A 24,822-nucleotide genomic window follows, 5' to 3' on the forward strand; every position below is an offset into this window, starting at 1 on the left:
TGGGTGAGCGCCTCGCTCCAGTCGGATGCGCCCTCGTCTTCGTGTGGGGGACATCGCTTCACCCGGGCGGGCGGGCGCTCGGTGTGAAGCGCGGGCGCGCACGGGGGCGCTTTCGTGCAGAACCTGTCGCCGCTGATCAGCACCGCTCTACGGTCGAGTCTGCGAGGTGGGCGGGGTCAGCGCGGAGGTGCACGGATGGCGGTGGTGTGCGGCAGACCCACGCTGGTGCGCGTGTGCGACCTGGCGGGCAGGGAGCGCGGGGTCGGCTTCCTCGCCGACGAGTCGGGCACCGTCGTCACCAGTCACGAAGCCGTGGACGGCCTGGCCAAGGTCGTCCTCCACGCGGGCACCGGCACCTGCCTGGCAGCGGACGGCGACATCACCCAGCTGCCCGAGTGGGACCTGGCGCTCGTCCGCACCCAGGGGCTTGACCTCGCGCCGCTGGTGATCGGACGCGAGCGTCCGCACGCGGGCGGCCAGGTCGGCCTGCTCACCCCCGACGGCACCGTCTCCGCCACCCTGAGCGGACCCGCGGGTGCCGTCTACACCTCCACAGTCCGCTACCACCGGCTGGAGCGCCTGCTCAGGCTCGATCTGCCCGAGGCGGACCGCACCCGTCTGCACCTGTCCAGCAGGGCGACAGGCACTCCCGTCGTGGACTCGGCCACCAGCGCCGTCCTCGGCGTCCTGGGCACCGCGCTGCACGCCTCCCCGGAGGCGCCCCACGCCCTCGCGGTGCCGCTGCACGCCGCCGCTGAACTTACGCCCGACGGGCCGCTCGGCCTGCTGCTGCGGCGCAACGCCGCCTGCGCGCCCGGATTCGGACCCGATCTGAACCTGGCCGGGGTGCTGCGGCTGGCGGCGGCCTCGGTGAGCCGGGCGACGGAGCGCTGCGCGCACGCGGTCGCCCGACCCCTGGTGGCCGAGACACTCGACCGGTTCACGCGCAGCTCGGCCACCGTCGTCGCCCTGACCGGCGATCCCGGCGCGGGACGCACCACGGAGCTGGCGGCTCTCGCCGCCCGCCGTGCGCACGGCACCGTCCCGGCTCCCAGCGTGTGGCTGCGCGGCGCCGATCTGCGGCCGGACGACGGCGGTCTGCGGGACGCCGTCGGCCGCGCACTCGCGGTGGCAGGCCGGGACCTCGCCGCTCCTTCCCCCTGCGCCCGGGCGGGAGCGGGAGACGGTGCGCCCGTCACCGGCGATCCCCCCGACACGGACCCCGACGTGGCGGCCCGCCTGGCACGTGCGGCGGGCCGTCCGCTGCTGGTCCTCCTGGACGCGCCGGAAGAGATGCCGCCCTCCCTCGCGTCGAGGCTGCGCCAGTGGGTTCTTCGCACTGCCGGCTGGCTGCGCACGGCCGGCGTGCGGCTCGCCGTGGCCTGCCGCCCCGCACACTGGGAGCAGACGGGTGCGCTGTTCCCTCCGGACATGCTGTTCACCGCGCGGGGGACTGCCGGGTGCGTACGGTTGGGCGCGCTGCCACCGCGGCAGGCCGCCCGCGTCCGCGCCGCGTACGGTCTGCCCGACGCGGCCCTGGCTCCTCGCGACGCGGGGCACCCTCTCGCCATCCGGATGCTCGCCCAGGTACGTGCCGCACAGGGCCTCCGAGGCGGCGAGAGCGCCGAGCGGCAGGGGGCGCGAGACGAGTCCGCGTCCGCCCGTGGTGCGTCCCTGCCGCCGTCCGCGGGAGGTGCCTGCGAGTCGTCTGCGGGCAGCGCGTGCGCGTCGCTGTCGGCCGGTGGAGCGCCCCGGCCGGCGCGGCACGAGATCCTCTCCGCCTTCTTCGACCTGCTCTGTCTGCGCGTCGCACACCGTCTCGCCGCACGCGAGGGAAGCGACGCGACGACGGCCGACGCCGACCGCACCCGCACGGCGGAACGGGCCCCTGCGACGCCGCGCCGAGCGGCACCACTCTCCGCGGCACCACTCTCCGCGACACCATGTCCTGCGACCGTCCTCAGACTGGCCGCGCGGGTGTCGGGCCAGCTGCACGACGCCGCACGGCGCTGCCTGGAAGACGGAGGCGGAGAGTTGAGCCGTGCGCTCTTCGACACGCTCTTCCCCTGGAGCGGTGGATGGGCCTCCGCCGTGCTCGCGGAGGGCGCCCTCGCGCCGGCGGGCGACGGATACCGCTTCGTGGACGAGGAACTCGCCGACTGGCTCCAGGGCGGCCATGTGCAGCTCGACGCGGCGTTGGAGACGCTCGTGCACAAGAGGAGCGGTGCTGTCGCGGCGCCGGTGCCGCGACACCGCATCGGGCCCGTTGTCCAGGCGCTCCTGTGGTGTGACCGCAGGGAGGGTCCGGAAGGCCTCGTGCCGCGGCTGCGGCTGCTGGTGGACGTCCTCGCAGCGGGAGGCACGGACACCGACGCGGCATGGTGGGCCGCGCACCTGCTGGGGCAGGCACTGCCGCGGGTGCCGGACGCGTATCCCTACGCGCGGGTGCTCAGGAGCCTGGCCGAGTACGTGGCCGAACGGGAGTCCGACGAGCCGTCCGACGAGCCGTCCGACGCCGCGACGGAGGACGCGTTCGGGCCCGGCTTCTGGCGTGCGCTGCCGTTGAGGACCGACCACAAGGCGGAGCTGCTGCGTCTGCTGCTGCCCGCCGACCCGCCCGCCGACGCTCTGGGACGGGGCCAGGGGCGCCGCCGGGACCGGTACGTGGACGTACTGGGCGAACTGCTGGCAGCCGAGCCCCGCGCCCTCCAGCCACTGCTGTGCGAGTGGTTCAGCGACCTGCGGCCGCTGCGAAGACGAGCCGACATGCGGATCGAGCCCCCGCCCACCGTCGCAGGAGCCGCACAGGCGCTCCTCCACACCCACCGTGGGCGCGCCGTGGACGACCTGTGCGACGCGCTCGCGGCGGCCGCGCACTCCCGCGCGGACGATCTGCTCGCCGAGCTGGCCGACGACGAGCCCTCCGCGCTGTGCCGAGCGGTGCACCGGTGGGCACGGGACCCGCGCGGCCAACGGGCGGTGACGTCCGCCACCTACGCGCTACGGCTCGCCCGCCGCAACGGCACGCAGAGCGACCGCGAGTCGCTGCGCCGGGCTGCCCGCGCGCTGCTCAGTCGCGCGGAGGTCCGCGATTCCCACGAGATCGCGCTCACCGTCCTCGTCCGTGATCCGCACAGCCGTCCCCGCCACCTGGGAGCCGCGCTGCGGCGTTTCGCCGAGTCGGGAGGCAGCGAACTGGCCGCCGCGCTCAGCAACGCGTGCACGACCCACCCGGAGCAGGTGTTCGCCGCCTTCCACGCGCTCCTGACCGATTCCGCCTCCGCCACGGCACGCTCCCAGGCCGTACGATCCCTTGCCTGCCTGCGCACCCCTGCCCTCGCCCGGAGGGCGGCGACGCTCGTACGGCAGCACGCCGCGGTGAGCCCCGGGCTCGCCCGCGAGGACGTGGCCGCCTACGTGGCGATCAGGCTTCGCCACGGCCCCGCCGCCCGCGCGGTGCTGCGCCCCTTGGTGGGAGAGCTGCTGCGCGACCAGGGGCCCGCGTTCCGGACGCGGCTGGCTCGTGCGCTCGGTGCCGGCCGCGGCCGCCTCCGCGACGAACTGCTCGACCTGCTGGTGACCGGCGAGTCCGAAACCTCCGTCCTGCAGGCCGCGCTGGAGGCGGCGATGCGGGGCAAGACGCTGCCGGCCCCTCGACAGGGGGACGAGAACCCGGAGGATCAGCTGCTACGGCGGATCGGGCTCCGTATGGGCACCACCGCGCAGGGGGCCGCCGCCTTCGACCGTACGCGTGCCCTGCTCACCCCTGAACGGCCCGAGTGAACCGACGGCGGAACGACCGTCCGACGAGCGGCCCCTGCGGGCCGCTGACATCCGCCGCTCCGGTTTCCCCGCCCGGCCTGGAGGTGGGTCCGTGCGGGGCCCAGGCGCACGGCATGGCACCCTTGGACCGGCGAGACCCATCGTCATCACCATCGGCTGAAGACACTGGCGAACCAGGTAGCGACGAGGAGCAGACGTGCAGCGCTGGCGTGGCTTGGAGGACATCCCCGAGGGCTGGGGGCGCAGCGTCGTCACCATCGGCTCGTACGACGGGGTGCACCGGGGGCACCAGCTCATCCTCGGGAAGGCGGTGCAGCGCGCCAGGGAGCTGGGGGTACCCGCTGTCGCCGTCACCTTCGACCCGCATCCCAGCGAAGTGGTGCGGGCGGGCAGCCACCCCCCGCTGCTGGCGCCGCACCACCGGCGTGCGGAACTCATGGGCGAACTGGGCGTGGACGCCGTCCTCGTGCTGCCCTTCACCGCCGAGTTCTCCCAGCTCTCGCCCGCCGACTTCGTGGTGAAGGTCCTCGTGGACAAGCTCCATGCGCGCAGCGTCGTGGAGGGGCCCAACTTCCGGTTCGGCCACAAGGCGGCAGGCACCGTGGCGTCCCTCACCGAGCTGGGGGAGACCTACGACTACGAGGTGATCGTCGTCGACCTCTTCGAGCGTGACCGCAGTGGTGAGGCGTTCTCCTCCACCATGGCGCGTCGGCTGGTCGCCGAGGGCGATGTGCGCGGTGCCGCCGAAGTGCTGGGCCGTCCGCACCGGGTCGAGGGGATCGTGGTGCGTGGAGCGCAGCGCGGCCGGGACCTGGGCTACCCCACGGCGAACCTCGACACGCTTCCGCACACCGCCGTTCCGGCCGACGGCGTGTACGCCGGCTGGCTCACGGTCGAGGGCGAGGCCATGCCCGCGGCGATCTCCGTCGGAACGAACCCGCAGTTCGAGGGCACCGAGCGCACCGTCGAGGCGTACGCGATCGACCGCGTCGACCTAGACCTGTACGGCATGCACGTGGGGGTCGACTTCCTCGACTACATCCGCGGTCAGGAGAGGTTCGACACGCTCGACGCGCTCACGGCACGGATGGCGCAGGACGTGGACGAGGCACGGGCGAAGGTCGCGGCGGCCGACGAGAGCTGAATCCGCCTGCACGGAGGGGGACGGGAGCGGAACTTTCCTGCACGAAGGGGCCTGCGGAGTCATCCGCAGGCCCCTTCGTGCGAGGTGGCCCCCCGGGCCCGGCCCGCTCTCAGTCGCGACCGGGCCGGGCCGAGCCGGTGGCTACTGCTGCCAGCCGCTGCCGGGTTGGGGCTGCCCGGGCCGGCCCGTGCCACCGGGCGGACCGGGATATCCGTAGCCCGGGCCCCCACCGTAGGGGGGCTGCTGCTGAGCGGCCGGCTGACCACCGGGCGCGGGAACGCCCGGCTGTCCCATCGGGGCCTGCCCCGGCACACCGCCCTGGCCGGGCATCGGCGGGGCGAGTTGCGGCGGCGGATTGCCGTCCGCCGTCCACAGCCCCTGCTCGCGCTGAGCACGCACGAAGTCCTCGGCGATCATCGCGGACAGGTTGAAGTACGCCTCCCTCGTGCGCGGCCGCATCATGTTCAGGTCGAGCTCGGCACCGGCCGACAGGTGCTCGTCGAACGGGACGGTCACCACGCCGCGGCAGCGCGTCTCGAAGTGGGAGACGATGTCCTCGACCCTGATCATCTTTCCGGTCTCGCGCACCCCGGAGATCACGGTGATGCTCCGCTGCACGAGGTCCGAATAGCCGTGCGCGGCCAGCCAGTCCAGCGTGGTGCTCGCGCTGCTCGCCCCGTCCACGGACGGGGTGGAGATGATGATCAACTGGTCGGCCAGGTCGAGCACTCCCCGCATGGCCGAGTACAGCAGGCCCGTGCCCGAGTCCGTCAGGATGATCGGGTACTGCTTGCCCAGGATGTCGATGACGCGCCGGTAGTCGTCGTCGTTGAACGTCGTCGAGATCGCCGGGTCGACGTCGTTCGCCAGGATCTCCAGGCCGGAGGGTGCCTGCGAGGTGAACCTGCGGATGTCCATGTAGCTGTTGATGTACGGGATCGCCGTCACCAGGTCGCGGATCGTCGCGCCCGTCTCACGGCGGACCCGGCGGCCCAGCGTGCCCGCGTCCGGATTCGCGTCGATGGCGATGACCTTGTCCTGGCGCTCGGTGGCGAGCGTGGATCCCAGAGCCGTTGTCGTCGTCGTCTTGCCGACACCGCCCTTGAGGCTGATCACGGCGATCCGATAGCACGACAGCACCGGCGTGCGGATCAACTCCAGCTTCCGCTGTCGCTCCGCCTCCTCCTTCTTGGCGCCGAACTTGAAGCGCCCGCCCTTGTTGCCCGACTGCGGACGCGGCTTCTTCTTGCTGTTGATCAGCCGGTCCGAGGACAACTCGACCGCTGCCGTGTACCCCAGCGGTGACCCCGACTGGTCCGTCCGCCGCGGGTCGACAGCGCCCGGATACGGCTGGACCGGAGCCTGCGGCTGAGCCGGTACCTGTCCCTGCGGCTGAGCCGGGAGAGCCGGGTGCTGCGGGTGGGGCGGTGACTCGGGCAGTGCTTGAGGGTTCGGCACCGGATATGCCGGCGAGGCAGGCGGCTGGTCCTGTTGCTGGTCCTGGCCCTGCCCCGGCAGGTGGGACTGTTGCTGTTGCTGTTGCTGTTGCTGCGGCAGCGGTGGCTGCTGCTGGGGCGGAACCGGCTGTCCGGGGAGATGGCTCTGTCCCGGGGCCGGATACTGCCCGGGCTGGCCCTGCTGCCCCTGCGGAGGTGCGGGCGGCTGCTGCTGCCCGTACGCCGCCTGACCCGGCTGCACCTGCTGCGGCGGTGACGGGTAGCCCGGCTGTCCCTGCGGTTGACCAGCCGGCTGCGCGGGCGGCACCACGACACCGCCGTGGGGCTGCTGCTGTGCCGCCGGGCCCTGCGGATAGCCGTAGCGGCTCTCTTGACCGTACTGAGGCCCCTGCTGGCCCTGTTGTTGGCCCGGTTGCTGCTCCGGGAGACCGGGCTGCGGCAGTTGTTGCGGCTGTTGCGGTGCGTGAGGGGAGGCAGGGGCGTCGTGCCGCGCCGCGTCAGCGGCCGGCGCGGGTGCCGCGGGCTGGAAGTCGGGCGGCAGCGGCGGAAGTGGCTGTGCGCCACCGGCCCCGCCGCCCGCCGTACCGCCAGGGCCGGCAGCGGGCGAGCTGTCGGCGACGGGAGAGGCGGACCAGGGGGCCGCCCCCTGCGGCGGGGCTGCGGGCGAGAGGGGATGGGGCGGCACCGCGTCCTGCGGTTCCGCGTCCCGCGGCTCGGCGGGCGCCGGCGCGGGCGGAGCGTCGTACCGGCGCTCCGCGGAGGGGGCCGCCAGGTCGAAGTCGTAGGAGGAGGGGGCCGCGTCCTGCGGCTCCCGCCCGCCGTCCGTACGCTCCTCACCCTCAGGGGTGGCCGCCTCCGGGAAGTCGTCGGCTGCCACGGAGGTCCCGTCCTGGGCGGCCTCGTCCTGCCTGCGTTCCTCCTGCTCCGCATAGGCGGCGATCTCCCGGCGCAGCTCGGATGCGGAGAACCGCATGGTCGCGCCGTCCTCGCCCTGCACCCGTGCGGGGGTCTCCTGGCGCTCTTCCGGCGCCTCCTGACGCTCCTGTCCCTCCTCGGGGCTCGCGGCGGACGAAGCGCGCCAACTCGGCGCGACGTCGTCCCCCTGGGAGGTGTCGGCCGCCTCGCCCTCCTGCGCCGCCTCCGTCTTATCCTGCTCCCGCTGCGCCGCGTACTCGTGTGCCTCGTCGGAGCCGGACGGCAGCGCGACGTCGTCCGGGACAGCGAGGTCCGTGTCGTTGGCGCGCTCGCCTGCCCCTGGTACGGACGCGGAAATCGACTGCGCCGACATGCCGGGCGAGTCCGCGCCGAAGGAGTCGGGCCCCAGCCCGTCGTCTGCCTCGTCCGCCCGCTCGCCCGTCTGAGCCGTCCGCGGTGCGACGGCATCGCTCTCCTCGGCGGTGTCGGCGAACGTCCCGGGCACGTCGGTGAATCCGCCGGCGGCGTCGGCGAACCCGCCGGAGGGAGCCGGGGCGGAGTTCAGTCCGTCCGCCTCGTCGCCACTCGTCCCCGCCGCCTCTTCTCCGCTGCCCCGCACAGAGGTGTCACTGTCACGTACGGAAGCGTCGGGGTCCTGCACGGAAGCGCCGCTGTCCCGCGCTGGGGCCTCGCTGTCCGCTTCCGGAGCGTTCTGCTCACCGAACGGCTGCAGCGAGGGAAAAGCGGGGAGTTCGGAGCCGGGAGCCGCGCCGGCGGTTGGGCCCGCGCCAGGGGCCGTGTCGGGGGCGGGCGGCGCGGCAGGCGGGGGCGGTGTTGGCGAACTCGCCCACCAGTCGCCCTGTTCGGCACGCGCACCGGCGGCCTCCGCGCCGCCCGATGAGGCGTCCGCGCTGTCCGTCCCGGCCGCGCTCCCCGAGGGCGCCTCGGGCTCCGGTCGGCCGCCACCCGCGTCCTGCGTGTACCAGGCGGGCGGTGTGTAGTCGATGGTGAACTGGCCCGTCGACTCCACCTCGCTCTCGGCATCCGCTTCCGCGTCGAGCTGATCCGAGCCGGGCATGGTCCCGCGGACGCGGATCTCGTCCCGGTCGCTGCTCACAATGCCTCCTGCTGTGGTCATTCACCCCGGTTTGCCGCGCGCCCGCCCACGCGCGTCCATCCAGCCTAATCATCACAACTACCGCTACGGGAGTGCGGTCCGCGGTCGGACGCTCAGTCGAGCCGCCGCGCCGTCCCCAGGAGCCCCGACTCGGCGTCCGTCGGCTGCGTCAGCGCGTAGCTCCGCTCGCGGCGCGTGCACCACAGCGTGACGCCGTCGCCCAGCGTGGACAGCGCGTCCACGTCCTGCTGCGGAAGCTGCATGATGCGGCCGATCTGCTGGGCCTCGTCCGGCGAGACCCGCTGGATCCCGGCCAGCCCCGCGCCCCGGAGCAGGCGAGGGGCCACCGGGCTGAGATACGGCAGCAGGGTCAGTACCGACTGCCACGGCATGGAGGCGACCCGGCCGCGCGGTGGCCGCATCCCGCAGTCGCGCACGACCAGCACCGGGCTGCTGACCGTGGGCCCCATCGGCGGTACGCGGCCGACGTCGTAGAGCGTGATGCACTCCTGCCCCGCGCCCGCCGCCTGCACCAGGTTCGTCCACACATGGGCGCGGCCGGTCTCCACAGCGATCCGGGCGCCTGTGCCGGCGAGCCGCAGCGCCAGCACCTGTGCCGTCCACAGTCCGCCCACCAGCACCACGTCGTACGACGTCGGATGGTGGAAGCCGACCACCTGGGGGCGGCCCTCCGCATCGTTGCCGACGACCACGCCGTCGTCCCCGATCGGCAGTGACAGCGCGGCCAGATGGTCCCCGGGAACCGCGTGTTCGGTGCGGCGCGGGCCGAGCAGGCCCTGGCCGTAACGGCTCGCCATCAGCGCACCCCTCCCAGCGGAAGCGTCGCGAGGGCGCCGGGAAGCTGTTCGCGGTCCAGGCGCAGCAGGCCCAGGCGGGCCGAACGCGCCGACCGCTCCAGTTGGCGGCGGGCCGCGGCCAACTCGTCGTCCGAACGGCCCGTCAGACGCACGTAACCGCTGAGGGTGACGGCGCTGCGCCGTGCCGAGCGGCCCAGCGTCAGGCTGAACGTCGTCGTCAGCGTCGGCACGGACGTCAGCAGCGCCACCAGGCGAGGCAGCGGGGTGGCCGCCCGCCCCAACTCGGGCCACCGGCCCACCGCGTAGGAGGTGTGCCAGCGATCGTCGCACCGCCAGGCGCGGGCCGTCTCGGCCGTGCGCCGCGCCGGCGCCGCGTCCGGCCGGCTCGCGCGGGCCGTCGCCACCGGGTTGACGCACGCCGAGGTCGACAGCGCGGCTATCAGCTCCTGCTCGTTGAGCACCGTCGCCACGAAACCCGCGCCCGTGACGCGGCTCGCCAGGTGGTCGGCCGCACGCACCAGGCAGCGCTGCGCCCCCTCCAGTCCGCCGCCGCGCGCCTCGACCGCCTCCGGCGACAGCTCCGGGTCGAACTTGAGCGCCACCCAGGTCAGCCGCAGGGCGGGCGACCCGGTCTGCTCCTGCAGCGGCCCGTAGCTGCGCCGCGCCACTGACTGGTCCGGCAGATGGGGCGCGGGGGCCGGCTGGACGTGCTGGACGATCTGCACCGATTCCAGTGCGATCCCGTCGACGTCGAGCGCGTCGTGCATCAGGCCCAGGGGGAGGACACGTGCGCCGAACGCCGGACGCAGCGCGCTGGGCGCCGCCTCGATCCGCACGAGCGCCGTCAGGAACGTGCCGTCCCCCAGCATGCCTATGGTGCGCCGCTTCTTGTCGAGATACGCGTACGTGCGCAGCCCCGGCGCCGTCTCCACCAAGGGCAGGAAACCGGCGTCGACGCGCTCGCCCTCCTCGTCCAGCACCATCGCCGCCGTCAACGGCTGGGCCGCAGCCCGCCGTCGAGCGCGCAACGCCAGGACCGTGCTGCCCCAGTCGCGCAGCGAACGCCGGTGGCGGCGGATGACGGCCAGCGCCACGAGAGCGGCGGCGACCACGACGGCGGGCACGAGCAGCAGCCGGTCGACGGCGGCCGCGATCAGCAGCACGGCGGCGGCGAGCTCCAGCAGCACGAGCTGTTGCAACTGGAAGGGGCCCAGACGGCTCGTCCGCGACTCGGTACGCGGTGTCGTCGAGGCCGGGACCCGGGGCCGGGGCTGGGCTGCCCGCGTGGCGGACGCGTCGGCCCCCGGGTGCCGGGAAGCCCCCGGCCCAGGGCGCCCCGCGGTGCTCGCCGCACCCCGCGCCCGCGTCGCAGATCCCATCCCGGAAGGCCCCCTAAAGTCCGAATCGGCCCCACTCGTCGGGGGCGTTGGGCGGGCGATCACGATACCGGAGCGGCACGAGTCGATCCCCAACGGGCATAGTAGGGGCCCGGTCCGACAATCGGCAGCGCCGCCGGGCGCTGCCGGGCTCGTGCATCCGCGCGGCGTGGGGCGAGCGGGGTCGCTTGTGCGTGGAGCGACCGTGCGGGGAACGTGTCCCGTGAGCGGACGGGCGCGATCCGTCGTCCGCGGTTCACGATCCGAGGTCCGCGATCTGTGGCTGTGGCTGTGGTTCGCGGTTCGTGCGCGGGCGCTGGCGCGTGCGCGTGCGCGGCGGGATGGGCCGGGAACGGACCGGTTGCGGACCGGATACGGTCCGGCGAGCGGGATGGTTCCGGACCGTCCTGGGCCCTTCAGGGCCTCGGCGGTGCGGGGGACAGCAGGGACTTCCAGGGAGCGTCTTTCACTCATGGCATCACGGCGCGACGAGCTCAACGCCTACACCTTCGCGAAGAAGCGGCTGGTGGCGGCGTTCCTCCAGCCGTCACCGACAGGCACGGAGGAGGGCGCGCCCCGCCCCCTGCGCGGCATCCTGCCCGGCTTCGTCGTCGGCGCCCTCATCCTCGCCGGATTCGGGGCGTGGGGCATGTTCAAACCGAAGGCGCCCGAGGGCTGGGACAAGCCGAAGGAGAAAGTCATCATCGGCTCCGAGTCGACCACCCGTTACGTCGTCCTGGAGACCGACGGCAAAGCACAACTCCACCCGGTGCTCAACCTCGCCTCCGCCAAGCTGCTCCTCGACCCCGGCAAGGGAGAAGTCGTCAAAGTCGACGAGAAAGTGCTCGACAACGGCGACATCCCGCACGGCGCCACCCTGGGCATCCCCTACGCCCCCGACCGGCTCCCGGAAGCCAAGGAAGCGGGCCAGAAGAAACGCTGGGCCGTCTGCGAGCGTCCCGGCGAGGGCGGGCGTGCCGTACAGAAGGCGGCCTTCGTCCTGGCCGACCGCGACAGCGGCAAGGTGGAGGGCGGCAACCGTCTGCGCGCAGGGGAGCTCATCTACGTGCAGGGCCCCGACGACCGGCTCTACGTCGTCGACAAGAGGGGCACCAAATACCGCGTCCCCGACGACGAGACCCTGCTGCGCGTCCTGGCGGACAACCGCGCACCCCAGCGGGTCTCCCGCCAGTGGCTGGCCACCCTGCACACGGGCGACGACATCGCCTTCCCGCAGATCAGCGGAACCGTCGGAGCGGACGCAGGCGTCCAGGGGCTCGGCTCCCGCACCAACCGCGTCGGCACCGTCATCCAGGCGCCCTCGGGCAACCACTGGCAGCACTACGTCGTGCTCCAGGGCAAGGTCATGCCGATCAGCGACTTCATGGCCCAGCTCCTGCTGTCCTCCAAACAGCTGCTGCCCCTCCAGCAGAACAGCCAGGCCCTCAAGGTGAACGCCAGCGCCTTCTCCCCGACCAAGAAGAAGTACGGCGAGTCCCTGACGTGGCCCGCCCAGAAGGCACACGCCGTCAACTCCGCCAACCCCCAGTCCGACAGCCGCAACGTCGCCTGCAACGTCCTGCGCAAGGTGGACGGCAAGACCGGCAAGACCACTCTGAGCACCTGGTCGGGCACGGAGTTTCCCGCCCAGCTGCCCGCGGGCACCTCCAGCGCCTACGTCACGCCGGGAACCGGCCAGCTCTTCCGCCAGATCAAGGGGCGCAGCACCCGCTCCGGCGGCATGTTCCTGGTCACCGACACCGGACTGCGGTACGCCATGCAGGCCAACGCCGACAGTGCGCACGACGACTCCGGCATCGGCGAGGACAAGAAGAAGAAATCCAAGAAGGAACAGCAGCAGCAAGAGGACCAGAACGCGCAGCGCAGGCTCGGCTACGAGAAGGTGAAGCCCGCCCTCGTCCCGGCGGAGTGGGCCTCCTTCCTGCCCACCGGGCCCCGCCTGTCCACCGGCGACGCGCTCCAGCCGCAGGGTTCCTGAGGAGAGTAGGACGATGCGCAGCTCCATCCGGGCTCTCGCGGCCCTCCGCCGCCTGGCGGCAGCGACCGCGGCCACCGCCCTCACCACCTCGGGCCTCACCCTCGCGGCAGCCCCACCCGCCGCCGCGGACACCAGCGCACAGTGCGGCTTCCCCGCCAAGCCGTACAAGGGCCGCCCCTGGTCGCTCCAAAGGGTCCTCCTCAACGAGCTGTGGCAGGACACCGACCAGGGCGCAGGTGTCCGCGTCGCCGTCATCGACACGGGCGTCGACATCAAGAACGAACAGCTGACAGACGCGGTCGACGCGGGAGCCGGCAAGAACTTCCTCCCCAAGAAGCGCAAGAAGGACGAAACAGGCCGCACCACGCCGCGCGGAAAACCCACCACAGACGAGGTCGGACACGGCACGAAGGTCGCCGGCATCATCGCCGCCCGCCCCGCCGACGGCACCGGCTTCGTCGGGCTGGCCCCCAAGGCGACGATCATCCCCGTCAAGCAGAACGACGCCAACGGCAGCGGCACAGCAGGAAGCCTCGCCAGGTCCATCGACTACGCCGTCGACGCGGACGCCGACATCATCAACATCTCGCAGGACACGGCCGAAGCCCTCCAGGCGGACTCGTCCCTCGAAAGATCCGTCCAGCGCGCACTGGCCGCCGACGTCGTCGTCGTCGCCTCCGCCGGCAACGACGGCCTCGGCGGCAACGTCAAGAAGACCTACCCCGCCTCCTACCCAGGCGTCCTCGCCGTCGCCTCCTCCGACCGCAACAACGAACGCGCCCCCTTCTCGCAGTCGGGAGAGTTCGTGGACGTGGCGGCGCCCGGCGTCGACATCATCTCCACCGTCCCCAAGGGCGGCCACTGCGCCGACAACGGCACCAGCTTCTCCGCCCCCTACGTGGCGGGCGTGGCGGCACTCCTGCGCGCCAAACACGGCAAGGGCCCCGACCGCTGGACCCAGGAGAACATCGTCGCCCAGATCGAGCAGACCGCCGAGCGCTCCATCCCCGGCCACGACCGCCTCGTCGGCTGGGGCGTCGTCGACCCCGTGGCCGCCCTCACCGAGGACGGCAAGCGCATCGACCACCCCGTCGCCGAAGAAGGCGTCGAAACCGACGAGAAACCGGCCCCCGCCGCACTCGAACTCGGCGAAACCGAACAGGAACGCAACGAGCGCCTCGGCACCTACGTCCTCCTCGGCGGCGGCACCCTCGTCGCGATCGTCGCGGGGTCCTCCCTCGTCTACCGCGACTGGCGCCGCCGCAGGCACCCCACGGGCAGCCGCTGAGGACCTCCTCACACGGGGGCCGACGCCATGTCGGATGTCGGTGCCCGCTGGTATCAAGAGAGATGTGTCACGCACAAGCAACAGCACTGCTACGACAACTGCCCCGCTTCGGATTCGCAGTTGGGCCCCACCTAGGGTGTGGCTACAGTGACACACAGCGCACAGTGGGCAACGGCAGCCGCCACAGCAGAGCCCGCGACGGGTGGACGCGCACGGGGAGGGCGAGATGAGCGAGCCGAAGGGCACGCCCAAAAGTGAACCGAAGGGCAAGAAGCCTGACCTTCTGCGGGGCGAGGAAGTCCTCAAGAAGTTCAAGAAGAAGATCGACGACGCCCTGAGGGAACTACAGGACTCCGCAGGCGGCCGGCTCGCACTGGAAGCCCAACGGCTCACCCCGACCTCGGTCCACGGAGAAGTCGCCTTCCCCGAGGCGACAGGCGTGCTCGCGCAGTACAACAAGGTCCACAACCACCTGACCGAGCTGTCCAGAAAGCTCGACGACCAGATCTTCATGTTCGGCATCGCCGTCTCCGACGCCGACAAGGGCTTCGACCAGATGGACGAGGACGAGAAACGGCGCTTCTGGGCGATCCAGGCGGAGTTGGAAGAAGAGAAGCGGAAGGCCGAGGCGGCCAAGCACGACAAGCATGAGACGAAGAAAGCCGACGCCCCTCGAAACGAACAGTCCCAATCCAAGTACTGAGCATCAGACGTCGGCGACTTTGACGGAGGCATTCCCGTGGGTGGAACAGACGGCGGCGGCGCGCCAAAGCCCGGGGCGCCCGACCTGGACAACCCCAGCGCCGGTGCGAACATCGCCATGCGCGACCTGGCACGATACGGGCTGTTCACGTCCCCGTTCGCGATGCTCTACCTTCCGGGGGCGACGACCGATTTCGAGAAGAAGCCCCTCGGTGAGCTGCTCGACATGGTCAGGACCGCGAAGCCATCCGACCTGGAGACGGTGGCCAACGCTCTCTACAACGCGTCCAAGGCCATCAAGTCGGCCGGCTCGTGGCTGCAGACGGAAGCCGAGCGCGCCGAATGGGAGGGCGAGGCGGAGCGGGCCTGCAAGAAGTGGGCCGTCCAACTGGGCAAGAACACCCAGCACATGGGTGGCTACGCGGAAACGGTCAGCACCGAGCTGTCCGTGATGAGCCTCGGGCTCGCCGGGACCCAGGGCTCGATGCCCAAGGACGAAGAGGTCGAGATCCGCGATGTCGAGGAGATCCCGAAGGACAAGCGGAACGAGGACAATCCCAAGTACAAGCAGTACAAGAAGAACCACAACGCCGCACTGATCCAGATGAACCGGATCGCGTCGTACTACGACGTCTCGGGCCGGAACATGGCAGCGGCGGAGGGGATGATTCCGCACTTCGAGCAGATGCCGAACATCGGTGTGCCGCCGCCCCGCAATGAGGTGTCGGGTCCGGGAGGTGGTCCGGCTGTTCCGCATGAGGCGATGCAGGCGCGTAACAGTGCGGGAGCTGTCGTGCCCGGGTCCGTCCTCACCCCCGCGGAGACGGGAGGCGGTGAAGGAGATGGAGGGATTTCGGCCGTGCCGCACGGCAGTATGGCTCCCCCCGCACACGTCGTCCGCCCTGACGCAGGCGTTTCTACAGCCATCGACACGGTGTCGACGCCTCCTGCGCCGGTTGACCCCGTCCAAACGCACTCGACTCCGCCCGGCCCCGGGCCGACGACCACAGGCGGCCCTAGCCAGCCGCCCACGCTTCCGGGTCCGCTGCCACAGACAGGGAGGATTACCGGGCCGGGCATGACCAAGACGACGGGTCCGATGCGGCCTTCGCCCGCCCCCATGCGGCCCGGACCAGTACCTCCGCCCCCGACGGGGCGGCAGCCGACAGGGCCAACCGGACGCTCGCCAGTGACCGGACTGCCCACGAACGCTGCTTCCAAGGACCAGCAGGCCGCCGGAGGTCGCACCAGCCCGATGGGGCGGCCCGGAATGATGCATCCGGGCATGACGCAACCCAACAACAGCACCAACAATGCCGGCCGTGGAAGTGGCTCGGGAACGGCACGTGCCTCTCAGCCCGGCGGGATTGTGGGAGGCACCCCCAGCCGTTCCAGTCCGCGTCCGAGTTCCCCTGGCATCCCGCGCGGAACGGTTGTCGGCACCGAGGGGGGCACCTCTGCCAGGCGCGCCCCGATGGGAGTACCGCCAATCGGCAGCCGCACGGGTGAAACGAAGTCGAAGAAGGACTCCCAGGGCCGGAGAGTGGCGTCCGCTCCCGGAGGCATCGTCGGCACGCCCCGCAAGCAGGAGTCGGACCGGAGGCGTGGCGGCCGTGGGTTCACCTCGGGAGGCTCCGGACTCGTTCGGGAGGACGGAGAAGACACGTCGTCGACGGATGGCATATCCAACCCTCCGGAGGACCGTCACGCGGAGGGTTCGGACGACCCGGCAGTGCGTGCGGCTCCGCCCGTGGGCCGGCCCAACTCCGTGCCCCCGGTGATCGAGTAACAGAATGAGTGATTCCATGACGCTCGGCGGCGAGCGACCCGCCCGGTCCGTGTTGCAGCGCTCTATATCCGGAGCGATGGCAGTTGGCGCCCTCGTCGCCCTGCAATGGGATGCGGCCTCGTCTGTCGCCGCGCAGGATGTGCGCTCACAGCAGTGGTACCTGGGCGCCATGCAGGCCGAGAAGATGTGGAAGGTCAGCACGGGCAAGGGCATCACCGTCGCAGTCGTGGACACCGGAGTTGACCCGTCGACGCGGGCCTTGCAGGGGCAGGTCCTGCCGGGGAAGGATTTCGCCAGCGCGCCTGGCGACGAGACGAAGGACGACACTGGTCATGGCACGACTATGGCCGAGTTGATCGCGGGAACGGGGAAAGACGGTACCCTGAAAGGCCTTGCGCCCGACGCCAAGATTATCCCCTACCGAGCAGGCCTCGAAGGGGTCGAGGGGCGCAAGAAAGGGGCGCTTTCCCATGTACCCCAGGCTATCCGGGCCGCAGCGAACAGCGATGCAGAGATCATCAACATGTCCTTCGGCGGTCCGCCAGGCACCGATGTCGCAAAAGCCATCGAATACGCCGCCAAGAAGGGAAAGCTGATGTTCTCGTCTGCCGGGAACGAGGCGGACGAAGGAAACCTGCAGTCCTATCCTGCGGGCTACCCTGATGTCGCCGGAGTTGCCGGAACTGCGAGCGACGGCAAGGTGAGCAAGTTCTCTTCCTACGGTGACGAGGTGACCCTGGCAGCACCAGGCGAAGGACTGCCCGGCTGGTGTGGAGCGAAGCGAGAAAGTTACTGCAAGGTTAAAGGCACAAGCATGGCAAGCGCGATCGCTTCCGCTTCCGCTGCCCTGATCTGGTCCAAGCACCCGGACTGGACTGGGAACCAGGTTCTTCGCGTACTGACGAAGACGGCCGGTCTCGCAGGCAACGAGAAGACTCAGAGTAAATACCTCGGCTACGGCGCCGTCCGCCCCCGCCTCAACCTTTTGGAGGGAAAGGGCGACCCGGGTGATCCGGAGATCAGTCCTCTCACCAACGAAAGGACGGGTCCTTCGGCCGCGAGTGCCGAGCCCAAGTCGTCCGACGGGAAGAACTCGGGGAAAGACGATGCCCCTGACAAGGTCGAGGTGGCAGACTCGAAGTCGCAGGAAGAGGACAGTGGTTGGCTACTCCCCGCAGGCGGCATCGCGGCGGGGGTCATCGTCCTCGCGGGGTGCGGCTTCGCCGTCGTACGCCTGAGGCGGAACTGACGCTGCGCCAGTCGGCGTCTCCAACGGAGCGAGAGAGCTTCATGACAGACAGGCGAAGAGGAAGGGAAGGCGATGGCAGACCAGAAACTCGATGATGCGTCACTCAAGAAGAAGGAAGAGTGGCTCGTCGCCAAGATCGAGAACATCAATGGTCAGGTCCGGGGACTGCAGGGCGTCATCGATGCGATCGAGGGCCAGTGGGAGGGCATCGGCGCCCACGCCTTCGATGTGAAGCAGAACGAGATCAACAACCGGATGAAGCAGCTGAACCGGCTTCTGGCCTATTTCCTGGAAGGAATCGAGGCGGCTCGGAAGCTCTCCGGTGGCAACGAAGACGACATTGCGCAGGCTCTTCGCGGTGTCGATGTCGTCGACAGCGGCTACGGTGTGAACCCCGATGGGCAGCCCGCCTCCAAGCTGGACATGTATTCGCCGCCGGCTCCGAGGTGAACGAGCAGCGCAGCTGAGAACGCTCGTTGGGTGAGAGTCGCGTAGGGGCGGATCTCACAAAGAATAACGTCCTGTCACGGAGGGGAAGTAATGCCTAAGTCCTACAAAGAAGGGCTGACAGTAACCTATGCCAGCTTGGAGGAGGCGGCCAAGGCGATCGAGAAGCTCGGCGGCGACCTGAACGAGGATCTCGGCGAGATCCGTAAGCAGGTCGAAGGGATTTCCTCGGTCTGGGACGGCGAGGCGAAGACCGCCTACCAGGAGACCATGCGGAAGTGGGACCACCAGACGAGCGAGGTCCACCAGGCCCTCCAGCAGATCGCCAAGGTCATTCGCCTGGGTAAGGACGGCTACCAGGCCACGGACCTGAAAGCGGCGAAGTGGTTCCACCCGGCCGGCTGATGAGCCGCTGACCGACGGGCGTCGAGTGAGCCACCAAGGGGAGGGCGGTGTTGCGAACACCGCCCTCCCCTTACGCGTGGGGCCCGCCAGTGGGCTGGGAGGTTCGCCCCCGCCTCCTCATTCCGCCACGCCCCCATTGCGTACCGTCGGCTCCAGGTCGAATTCGCCGTCGCGTGCGCCGAGGACGAAGGCGTGCCATTCGGCGGCGGTGTAGCGCAGGACGACGTCGGGTTCCTTGGAGTTGCGCATGGCGACGGCGCCGCCGGCGATGTGGGCGATCTCGACGCGTTCGTCCTCGGGGCTGCCTGGGGCGCTTTCCCAGACGGCGTCGGAGATGTCCAACGCGTACAGCTCTTCCTTTTCCTGCTGAGTACCCACCGGTGGCTCTCCCTTCGCGCGCTTCGTGCGGGTCAAGACTACGTGGCGTGGTGGGTGGCGCACAGGCCGTCCGCCCGAGAGGGCACCTTTCCGCGCCTACACCTGTTGTCGGGTCGTGGGGCGCCCGCCCGAAGGTGCTCTTCACGCGACGGGCGCCCCCTTCCTACTGCTCGTCTGGCAGCCATCCCAGCTGGACCAGCGGGGTTCCGCGCTTGCGGGAGACGAAGAAGCCGCGGCCTGGGGGCATGGGGCGGGGGCGGACGTTGCCGAGGAGGTCGCCCTCGTTGGGGTCGCCGGACAGGAGGACGCCTTGGGCGCCGAGTTCCTTGATGCGGGTCATGAAGGACTCGAACATGGAGCGTGAGGCGCCGGCCGAGCTGCGGGCGATGAGGAAGCGTACGCCGACGTCGCGGGAGAAGGGCAGGTGCTCGGTGAGGACGGACAGCGGGTTGCCGCTGGAGGTGGCGACGAGTTCGTAGTCGTCGACGACGATGAAGATCTGCGGCCCGGTCCACCAGCTGCGGTCTCTGAGCTGCTGCGGGGTCACGTCGGGGGAGGGCGCGCGCCGGTCCATCAGGTCGCGGAGCGCGTTCATGTGCGTTTCCATGGTGTTGGACATGGGCGCGTATTCGAGCAGGTGGGTGTCGGGGATGGCGCCGAGGAGCGAGCGGCGGTAGTCGCCGACGACGATTTTCGCCTCGTCGCCGGAGTAGCGCTGGGTGATCTGTTGGACGAGGAGCCGCAGCAGCGCGGTCTTGCCGGATTCGCTCTCGCCGAAGACGAGGAAGAACGGGTCGGTTTCGAAGTCGACGAAGACGGGTTCGAGGTTGTTCTCGTCGATGGCGAAGGCGATGCCGCGTTCGGGGTGTTCTCCGCCGCCGGGGAGCCGTCCCGCGGGGAGTTCGCGGGGCAGGAGCCGGACGCGGGGGGCCGGGTCGCCCTGCCAGTGTGCGACCACGGAGCGGCACATTTCGGCGCTGGCGTCGGCGAGGTCGTCGTCGGAGCCGACGCCGTCGATGCGGGGGACGGCCGTCATGAAGTGCAGGGCTTCCATGGTCTGGCCGCGTCCGGGGACGCCGGCGGGCACGTTGGCGGCGACCTTGCGGTTGAACTCGGAGTCCATGGTGTCGCCGAGCCGCATTTCGAGGCGGTTCATCAGCAGGTCTTTGAGGGCGGCCCGTACCTCCATGTTGCGGGAGGCGGTGATGACCAGGTGGATGCCGTAGCCCAGGCCTCGGGCCGCGATGTCACCGATGACGTCGGTGAGGCCTTCGTAGTCGTTGCGGAAGTTGCCCCAGCCGTCGATGACGAGGAAGACGTCGCCCCAGGCCTGGTCGGTGATCTGGCCGCGGGAGCGGCGCCTGCGGTAGGTGGCGATGGAGTCGATGCTGTGGGCGCGGAAGTACTCCTCGCGGCGGTTGAGGATGCCGTAGACCTCGGCGATCGTGCGGCGGACCCGTTCGGGGTCGAGGCGGGAGGCGGTGCCGCCGACGTGGGGGAGGTCGGCGACCGCGGACATGCCGCCGCCACCGAAGTCGAGCCCGTAGAACTGGACCTCTGCGGGGGTGTGGGTGAGGGCGAACGACGAGATGAGGGTCCGTACGAGGGTGGACTTGCCGGACTGGGGGCCGCCGACGACGAGCATGTGGCCCGCGGCGCCGGAGAAGTCGAGGTACAGCGGGTCGCGGCGCTGTTCGAAGGGCTTGTCGACGAGGCCGACGGGGACGACGAGCTGGCCGAGGCGGGGGTAGTCGGGGACGGTGAGGCCGCGGCCTTCGACGGGGGCGAGCCCGGGGAGGAGGTCGTCGAGGGGGGAGGCGCTGTCGAGCGGGGGCAGCCACACCTGGTGGGCGGGTGTGCCCTGGCCTTCGAGGCGCCGTACGACGACGTCGAGGACGGTGTCGGCCAGCGCGTCGTCGTCGGCGCCGCCGGCGGGCTGGGCGGGCACGGGGGCGACGGTGTCGGGGTCGGGGCGCTGTACCGGCACCTCGGCGGCGGTGAACAGCACGGGGCGCCGGTTCCCGGCGACGGGTCCGACGAGGGCTTCGCCGTCGCTGCCCGCGCGGTAGACGCCGGAGACGTAGGCGGCCTTGAAGCGGGTCATCTCGTCGGTGCCGAACTTCAGGTAGCCGGACCCGGGTACGGACGGCAGGTGGTAGGCGTCGGGGACGCCGAGTGCGGCGCGGGACTCGGCGGCGGAGAAGGTGCGCAGGCCGACCCGGTAGGACAGGTAGGTCTCCAGGCCGCGCAGCCTGCCTTCCTCCAGGCGCTGCGAGGCGAGCAGCAGGTGGACACCCAGGGAGCGGCCGATGCGGCCGATCTGGATGAACATGTCGATGAAGTCGGGTTTGGCGGTGAGCAGCTCGCTGAACTCGTCGATGACGAGGACGAGTGAGGGGACGGGGGAGAGGGGTGCGCCGGCGGCGCGGGCCTTCTCGTAGTCGTGGATGTTGGCGTAGTTGCCGGCGTCGCGGAGCATCTCCTGGCGCCGGTTGAGCTCGCCGCGGATGGAGTCGCCCATGCGGTCGACGAGGGTGAGGTCGTCGGCGAGGTTGGTGATGACGGCGGCGACGTGGGGCATGTGTGCCATGCCGGCGAACGTGGCGCCGCCCTTGAAGTCCGCGAGGACGAAGTTCAGGGTCTCGGAGGAGTGGGTGACCGCGAGGCCGAGCACGAGGGTGCGCAGGAGCTCCGATTTTCCCGAGCCGGTGGCGCCGACGCACAGGCCGTGCGGGCCCATGCCGTCCTGCGCGGCCTCCTTGAGGTCGAGCATGACCGGCTGCCCGTCCTCGCCGACGCCGATGGGCACGCGGAGCCGCTCGGCCTGGGAGCGGGGCCGCCAGGTGCGGGAGACGTCGACGGAGGCGGCGTCGCCGAGGGACAGCAGGTCGGTGAACTCCAGCTTGGCCAGCAGCGGTTCGTCGCCGTCGTCGCCGGAGCCGGCGCGCAGCGGGGCGAGCTGCCGGGCCACCGCCTCGGCGGCAGGGTAGGAGAGCGTGTCGGGGGTGCCGTCGTAGACGAGTCCGTGGCCGGATTCCAGGCGCAGGGTGCGCGGCTGGACGACGACGGAGAGCCCGCCGCGTGCCACGTCGATGTCGCCGGGGACGATCTCGACGATGGTGACGCCCTGGAGGCCTTCGGGCGCGGCCAGCAGCGAGTTGGGCAGGACGGCGGTCCCGTCCAGTACGACGACGAGGTGCGGCGCTTCGAGTACGGGGTCGGCGGCGCCGTTGAACCGGGGCCGTCCCTCCAGGCGTGCGGCCAGCAGCTCCTCCAACTGGAGGGTGTCGGAGACGATCAGCCGGCGGGTGCCGGCGCCGTCGGCGGTGTCCTTGGCCTGGGCGTGCGGCAGCCACTTGGCCCAGTCCCAGGAGGCGTAGGACTCGCGTCCTGCGGCGACCGCGATCACGAGTTCCTCGGGGGAGTGCAGGGCGGCCAGCGAGCAGAGCATGGCGCGCGCGGCCCCGTAGAGGGTGTCGGGGTCTCCGCTGAGCGTCACGTGGTAGAAGGCCCGCAGCGAGACGGCCATGGGCAGGTTTTCGAGGGTGGCGTGGGTGTTGAGGAACTGGTGCATGGCGCCGACGGTCAGCGGCTCCAGTTCGTCCACGGGTGCGGTTTCGGGGGCGGCGAGGGGGGTGGCCAGCTGCTGGGCGCCGAGGCCGACGCGTACCTGGCCGAAGTCGCCGTCGGAGGGGCGCCGCTCCCACACCCTGCTGCCCTCGGCCACCAGCGACCACAGCTGGTCGGGCTCGGGGTGCAGGTAGAACTGGGCGTCGCGCTGTTTGAGTGCCGTCTTGCGCACGGTGCGGCGGGTCTGCGCCAGGTACTTGAGGTAGTCGCGGCGGGACTGCGCCATCTCGCCCTGGGTGCCGCGGCGCATCCTGATGACCATGGCGATGACCATGGCGAGCGTCGAGAACAGCATCAGGACACCCATGATCTTCATCATGGGGTGGGAGTTCATGCCGGGCATGAGGAAGTAGACGCTGGACCCGCCCATGCCGAGCATCGGCAGGAGCTGCAGCCACATGCCCTCCTGCTGGCCGCGCGGCAGTTCGGGCGGCGGCTGCAACTCCAGCTGCTCGCCCGGTACTTCCGGAGGCAGTGCCCGAGGCGGACGCTTGACGACGATCTGGGTCACTCGCGCACCAATTTCCCTTGCGTTCCTGGGTGTCCCTGGTGGCGGAAGGGACTTTCCCGGTGCGGCGCCCCCCGGCGATGGTCCCCCCTCCGCGCCTGGCGATCCTAATGGCAGAGTGAGTTGACCGGGACCGGTAGGGTGGCGCGCGCTGCCGCCGCGACCGCAGCAGTCGCTCGCACAGGCGTTCGCAGCCCGACACACCCGCACACGCAGGTGCGTCAGCCGCCCACGCAGGTGCTCAGCAGCGCGGGCAGGTGCCCAGCAGGCTTTCGAGGGGGACACACAGGTGAGTACGACGGCTTCCGCCGCCGCCACCGGGCCCGGCGGGCAGCCGGGCGCCGGGGGTGCCAGGGGAGCGGCAGGACCGCAGGGGCGGGCAGCCGGAGCAGGCCTGGACACCGGCTTTTGCAGGGTGACCATCGTCGCGCCCGACAGCCGGATCGACGTCGCGCTCCCCGAGGACATCGCGGTCGCCGACCTCTACCCCGAGATCCTCAGGCTGTCGGGGCAGAGCCCGGCCGGGGGCGCGCCCGTCGGGTACCACCTGGTGCGCCGCGACGGCACCGTGCTGGACAGCTCCCGCTCGCTGACGGCCCAGCGCATCCTCGACGGCGAGGTCCTCAGCCTGCGCCCGTTCGCCGAGTCGCTGCCGCCCGCCGTCTTCGACGACGTCTCCGACGCCGTCGCCTCCGCGGTCACCAAGGACCGCAAGCTGTGGGGCGACGGGATGATGCGCGCGGCCGGGCTGATCGGCGGCGGTGTGCTGCTGGCACTGACGGCGGTGGTGCTGTGGTTCTCCGACCCGGTGCGCCACGACATGCACGGCCTCGCGGGGATCCTCGCGGCCGTCGCGGGTGTGCTGCTGCTGGCGCTGTCCGCCGTGCGGGCCCGGGTCTACGACGACCGGCCCACCGCCGTCACCCTGGGGCTCGGCGCGATGCCGCACCTGATGGTGGCAGGCAGCGGTCTGCTGCCCCTGGACGAGGGGCACGGGGTGGGCAGGCTCCAGTTCCTGCTCGGCTGCGTGAGCGTCCTGCTGGCGGCCGCCGTCCTGGTCGCACTGACACCCAACGGCGACGGGCCGTTCGTCGCCGCCGCCTTCACCGCGACCCTCGGCACCGTGATCACCTTCATCGCGATCGTGACCGACATCCGTCCGGTGGAGACCGCCGCCGTCTGCGCCCCGGTGGCCGTCGGCGTGCTGGCGTTCCTGCCGGGCCTCTCGACCCGTTTCGCCCGCCTGCCCATCGGCTACGAGACCACCCGCACCGAGATGAGCGACTACGACGCCGACCCGGACGCGGCGCCGCAGACCCAGGGCCCGATCGACGCCGAGCGCATCGCGGCCCAGGCGCGGCGCGGCCACGAGCTGCTGGTCGGCCTGGTCGGCGGCTGCGCGGCCGTCGTCACCGTCTCCTGCGCGGTGCTCGGATTCTCCGACTCGGGGTGGGGGCAGCTGCTCGTCCTGGCGACGGGCATCGCGATGCTGCTGCGGGCCCGGCTCTTCCGCTACACCTCGCAGGTCGCCAGCTCGCTGGTGGCGGGTCTCGCCGCGCTGGTGCTGCTGGGCGTGGGGCTGGCGGGCGACTTCCCCGCGGGCGGCGACGCCCTGCGCACCGTGTGGCTGAGCGCCGCGCTGGCCGCGGGCGCCGTACTGGTGATCGCCATCGGGCTGACCGTCCCGAACAAGGGTGTGACCCCCTTCTGGGGGCGGTTCGTGGAGATACTGGAGACCTTCGTCCTGCTCACGCTGCTGCCGCTGTGCCTGGCGGTGATGGACGTCTACTCGGCCGCCCGGAGTCTCACCAGCTAGC

General features: G+C 71.2%; 15 protein-coding genes. 10 read left to right on the top strand and 5 right to left on the bottom strand.

Annotated elements, in window-relative coordinates; translation table 11 throughout:
* The first annotated feature begins 195 nt into the window (after positions 1 to 195).
* Both DTL70_RS25075 and DTL70_RS25080 read left to right on the top strand, forming a co-directional pair.
* The gene (locus tag DTL70_RS25075; RefSeq protein ID WP_114024203.1) at positions 196 to 3,783 is read left to right on the top strand and encodes a serine protease; all 3,588 of its coding nucleotides are present in this window, start codon (positions 196 to 198) and stop codon (positions 3,781 to 3,783) included.
* Between the two features lie 196 nt (positions 3,784 to 3,979).
* On the top strand, positions 3,980 to 4,927 hold the full coding sequence (locus DTL70_RS25080; protein ID WP_114024204.1) for a bifunctional riboflavin kinase/FAD synthetase: 948 nt from the start codon (positions 3,980 to 3,982) through the stop codon (positions 4,925 to 4,927).
* A 141-nt stretch (positions 4,928 to 5,068) separates the two neighbouring features.
* On the opposite strand, the gene DTL70_RS25085 is transcribed toward DTL70_RS25080, so the two are convergent.
* The 3 genes from DTL70_RS25085 to eccE all read right to left on the bottom strand — a co-directional run bounded on the left by DTL70_RS25085 (position 5,069) and on the right by eccE (position 10,613).
* Complete coding sequence (locus DTL70_RS25085) at positions 5,069 to 8,416, bottom strand: SCO5717 family growth-regulating ATPase (protein WP_245979630.1); 3,348 nt, start codon at positions 8,414 to 8,416, stop codon at positions 5,069 to 5,071.
* 113 nt (positions 8,417 to 8,529) lie between these two features.
* The gene (locus DTL70_RS25090; protein ID WP_114024205.1) at positions 8,530 to 9,234 is read right to left on the bottom strand and encodes a hypothetical protein; all 705 of its coding nucleotides are present in this window, start codon (positions 9,232 to 9,234) and stop codon (positions 8,530 to 8,532) included.
* The gene (eccE, locus tag DTL70_RS25095) at positions 9,234 to 10,613 is read right to left on the bottom strand and encodes a type VII secretion protein EccE (protein WP_114024206.1); all 1,380 of its coding nucleotides are present in this window, start codon (positions 10,611 to 10,613) and stop codon (positions 9,234 to 9,236) included. The genes DTL70_RS25090 and eccE overlap by 1 nt, the downstream gene beginning before the upstream one ends.
* 469 nt (positions 10,614 to 11,082) lie before the next feature.
* Here eccE and eccB point away from each other — a divergent pair, with 469 nt between their 5' ends.
* The 7 genes from eccB to DTL70_RS25125 all read left to right on the top strand — a co-directional run bounded on the left by eccB (position 11,083) and on the right by DTL70_RS25125 (position 18,489).
* Positions 11,083 to 12,609 carry a type VII secretion protein EccB gene (eccB, locus tag DTL70_RS25100; protein ID WP_114024207.1) on the top strand — a complete coding sequence of 509 codons (1,527 nt, stop codon included), beginning with the start codon at positions 11,083 to 11,085 and terminating at the stop codon, positions 12,607 to 12,609.
* A gap of 13 nt (positions 12,610 to 12,622) precedes the next feature.
* On the top strand, positions 12,623 to 13,897 hold the full coding sequence (gene mycP / locus DTL70_RS25105; RefSeq protein ID WP_114024208.1) for a type VII secretion-associated serine protease mycosin: 1,275 nt from the start codon (positions 12,623 to 12,625) through the stop codon (positions 13,895 to 13,897).
* A 226-nt stretch (positions 13,898 to 14,123) separates the two neighbouring features.
* Positions 14,124 to 14,600 carry a hypothetical protein gene (locus DTL70_RS25110; protein ID WP_114024209.1) on the top strand — a complete coding sequence of 159 codons (477 nt, stop codon included), beginning with the start codon at positions 14,124 to 14,126 and terminating at the stop codon, positions 14,598 to 14,600.
* A gap of 36 nt (positions 14,601 to 14,636) precedes the next feature.
* On the top strand, positions 14,637 to 16,388 hold the full coding sequence (locus DTL70_RS33290; RefSeq protein ID WP_147266813.1) for a hypothetical protein: 1,752 nt from the start codon (positions 14,637 to 14,639) through the stop codon (positions 16,386 to 16,388).
* Between the two features lie 4 nt (positions 16,389 to 16,392).
* Entirely contained in the window at positions 16,393 to 17,637 is a 1,245-nt protein-coding gene (locus DTL70_RS25115) for a S8 family serine peptidase (RefSeq protein WP_245979633.1), read from the top strand.
* Between the two features lie 72 nt (positions 17,638 to 17,709).
* On the top strand, positions 17,710 to 18,087 hold the full coding sequence (locus tag DTL70_RS25120; protein WP_114024211.1) for a WXG100 family type VII secretion target: 378 nt from the start codon (positions 17,710 to 17,712) through the stop codon (positions 18,085 to 18,087).
* Between the two features lie 90 nt (positions 18,088 to 18,177).
* Complete coding sequence (locus DTL70_RS25125) at positions 18,178 to 18,489, top strand: WXG100 family type VII secretion target (RefSeq protein WP_114024212.1); 312 nt, start codon at positions 18,178 to 18,180, stop codon at positions 18,487 to 18,489.
* A 117-nt stretch (positions 18,490 to 18,606) separates the two neighbouring features.
* On the opposite strand, the gene DTL70_RS25130 is transcribed toward DTL70_RS25125, so the two are convergent.
* Entirely contained in the window at positions 18,607 to 18,867 is a 261-nt protein-coding gene (locus tag DTL70_RS25130; RefSeq protein WP_114015832.1) for a DUF397 domain-containing protein, read from the bottom strand.
* A 163-nt stretch (positions 18,868 to 19,030) separates the two neighbouring features.
* A complete protein-coding gene (gene eccCa, locus DTL70_RS25135; protein ID WP_114024213.1) occupies positions 19,031 to 23,008 on the bottom strand; it encodes a type VII secretion protein EccCa in 3,978 nt (1,325 codons plus the stop codon).
* A 286-nt stretch (positions 23,009 to 23,294) separates the two neighbouring features.
* Here eccCa and eccD point away from each other — a divergent pair, with 286 nt between their 5' ends.
* On the top strand, positions 23,295 to 24,821 hold the full coding sequence (eccD, locus tag DTL70_RS25140; protein ID WP_114024214.1) for a type VII secretion integral membrane protein EccD: 1,527 nt from the start codon (positions 23,295 to 23,297) through the stop codon (positions 24,819 to 24,821).
* Position 24,822: the final 1 nt, after the last annotated feature.

Source organism: Streptomyces diacarni (assembly GCF_003323715.1).
In the GTDB taxonomy this organism is placed as follows: Bacteria; Actinomycetota; Actinomycetes; order Streptomycetales; family Streptomycetaceae; genus Streptomyces; species Streptomyces diacarni.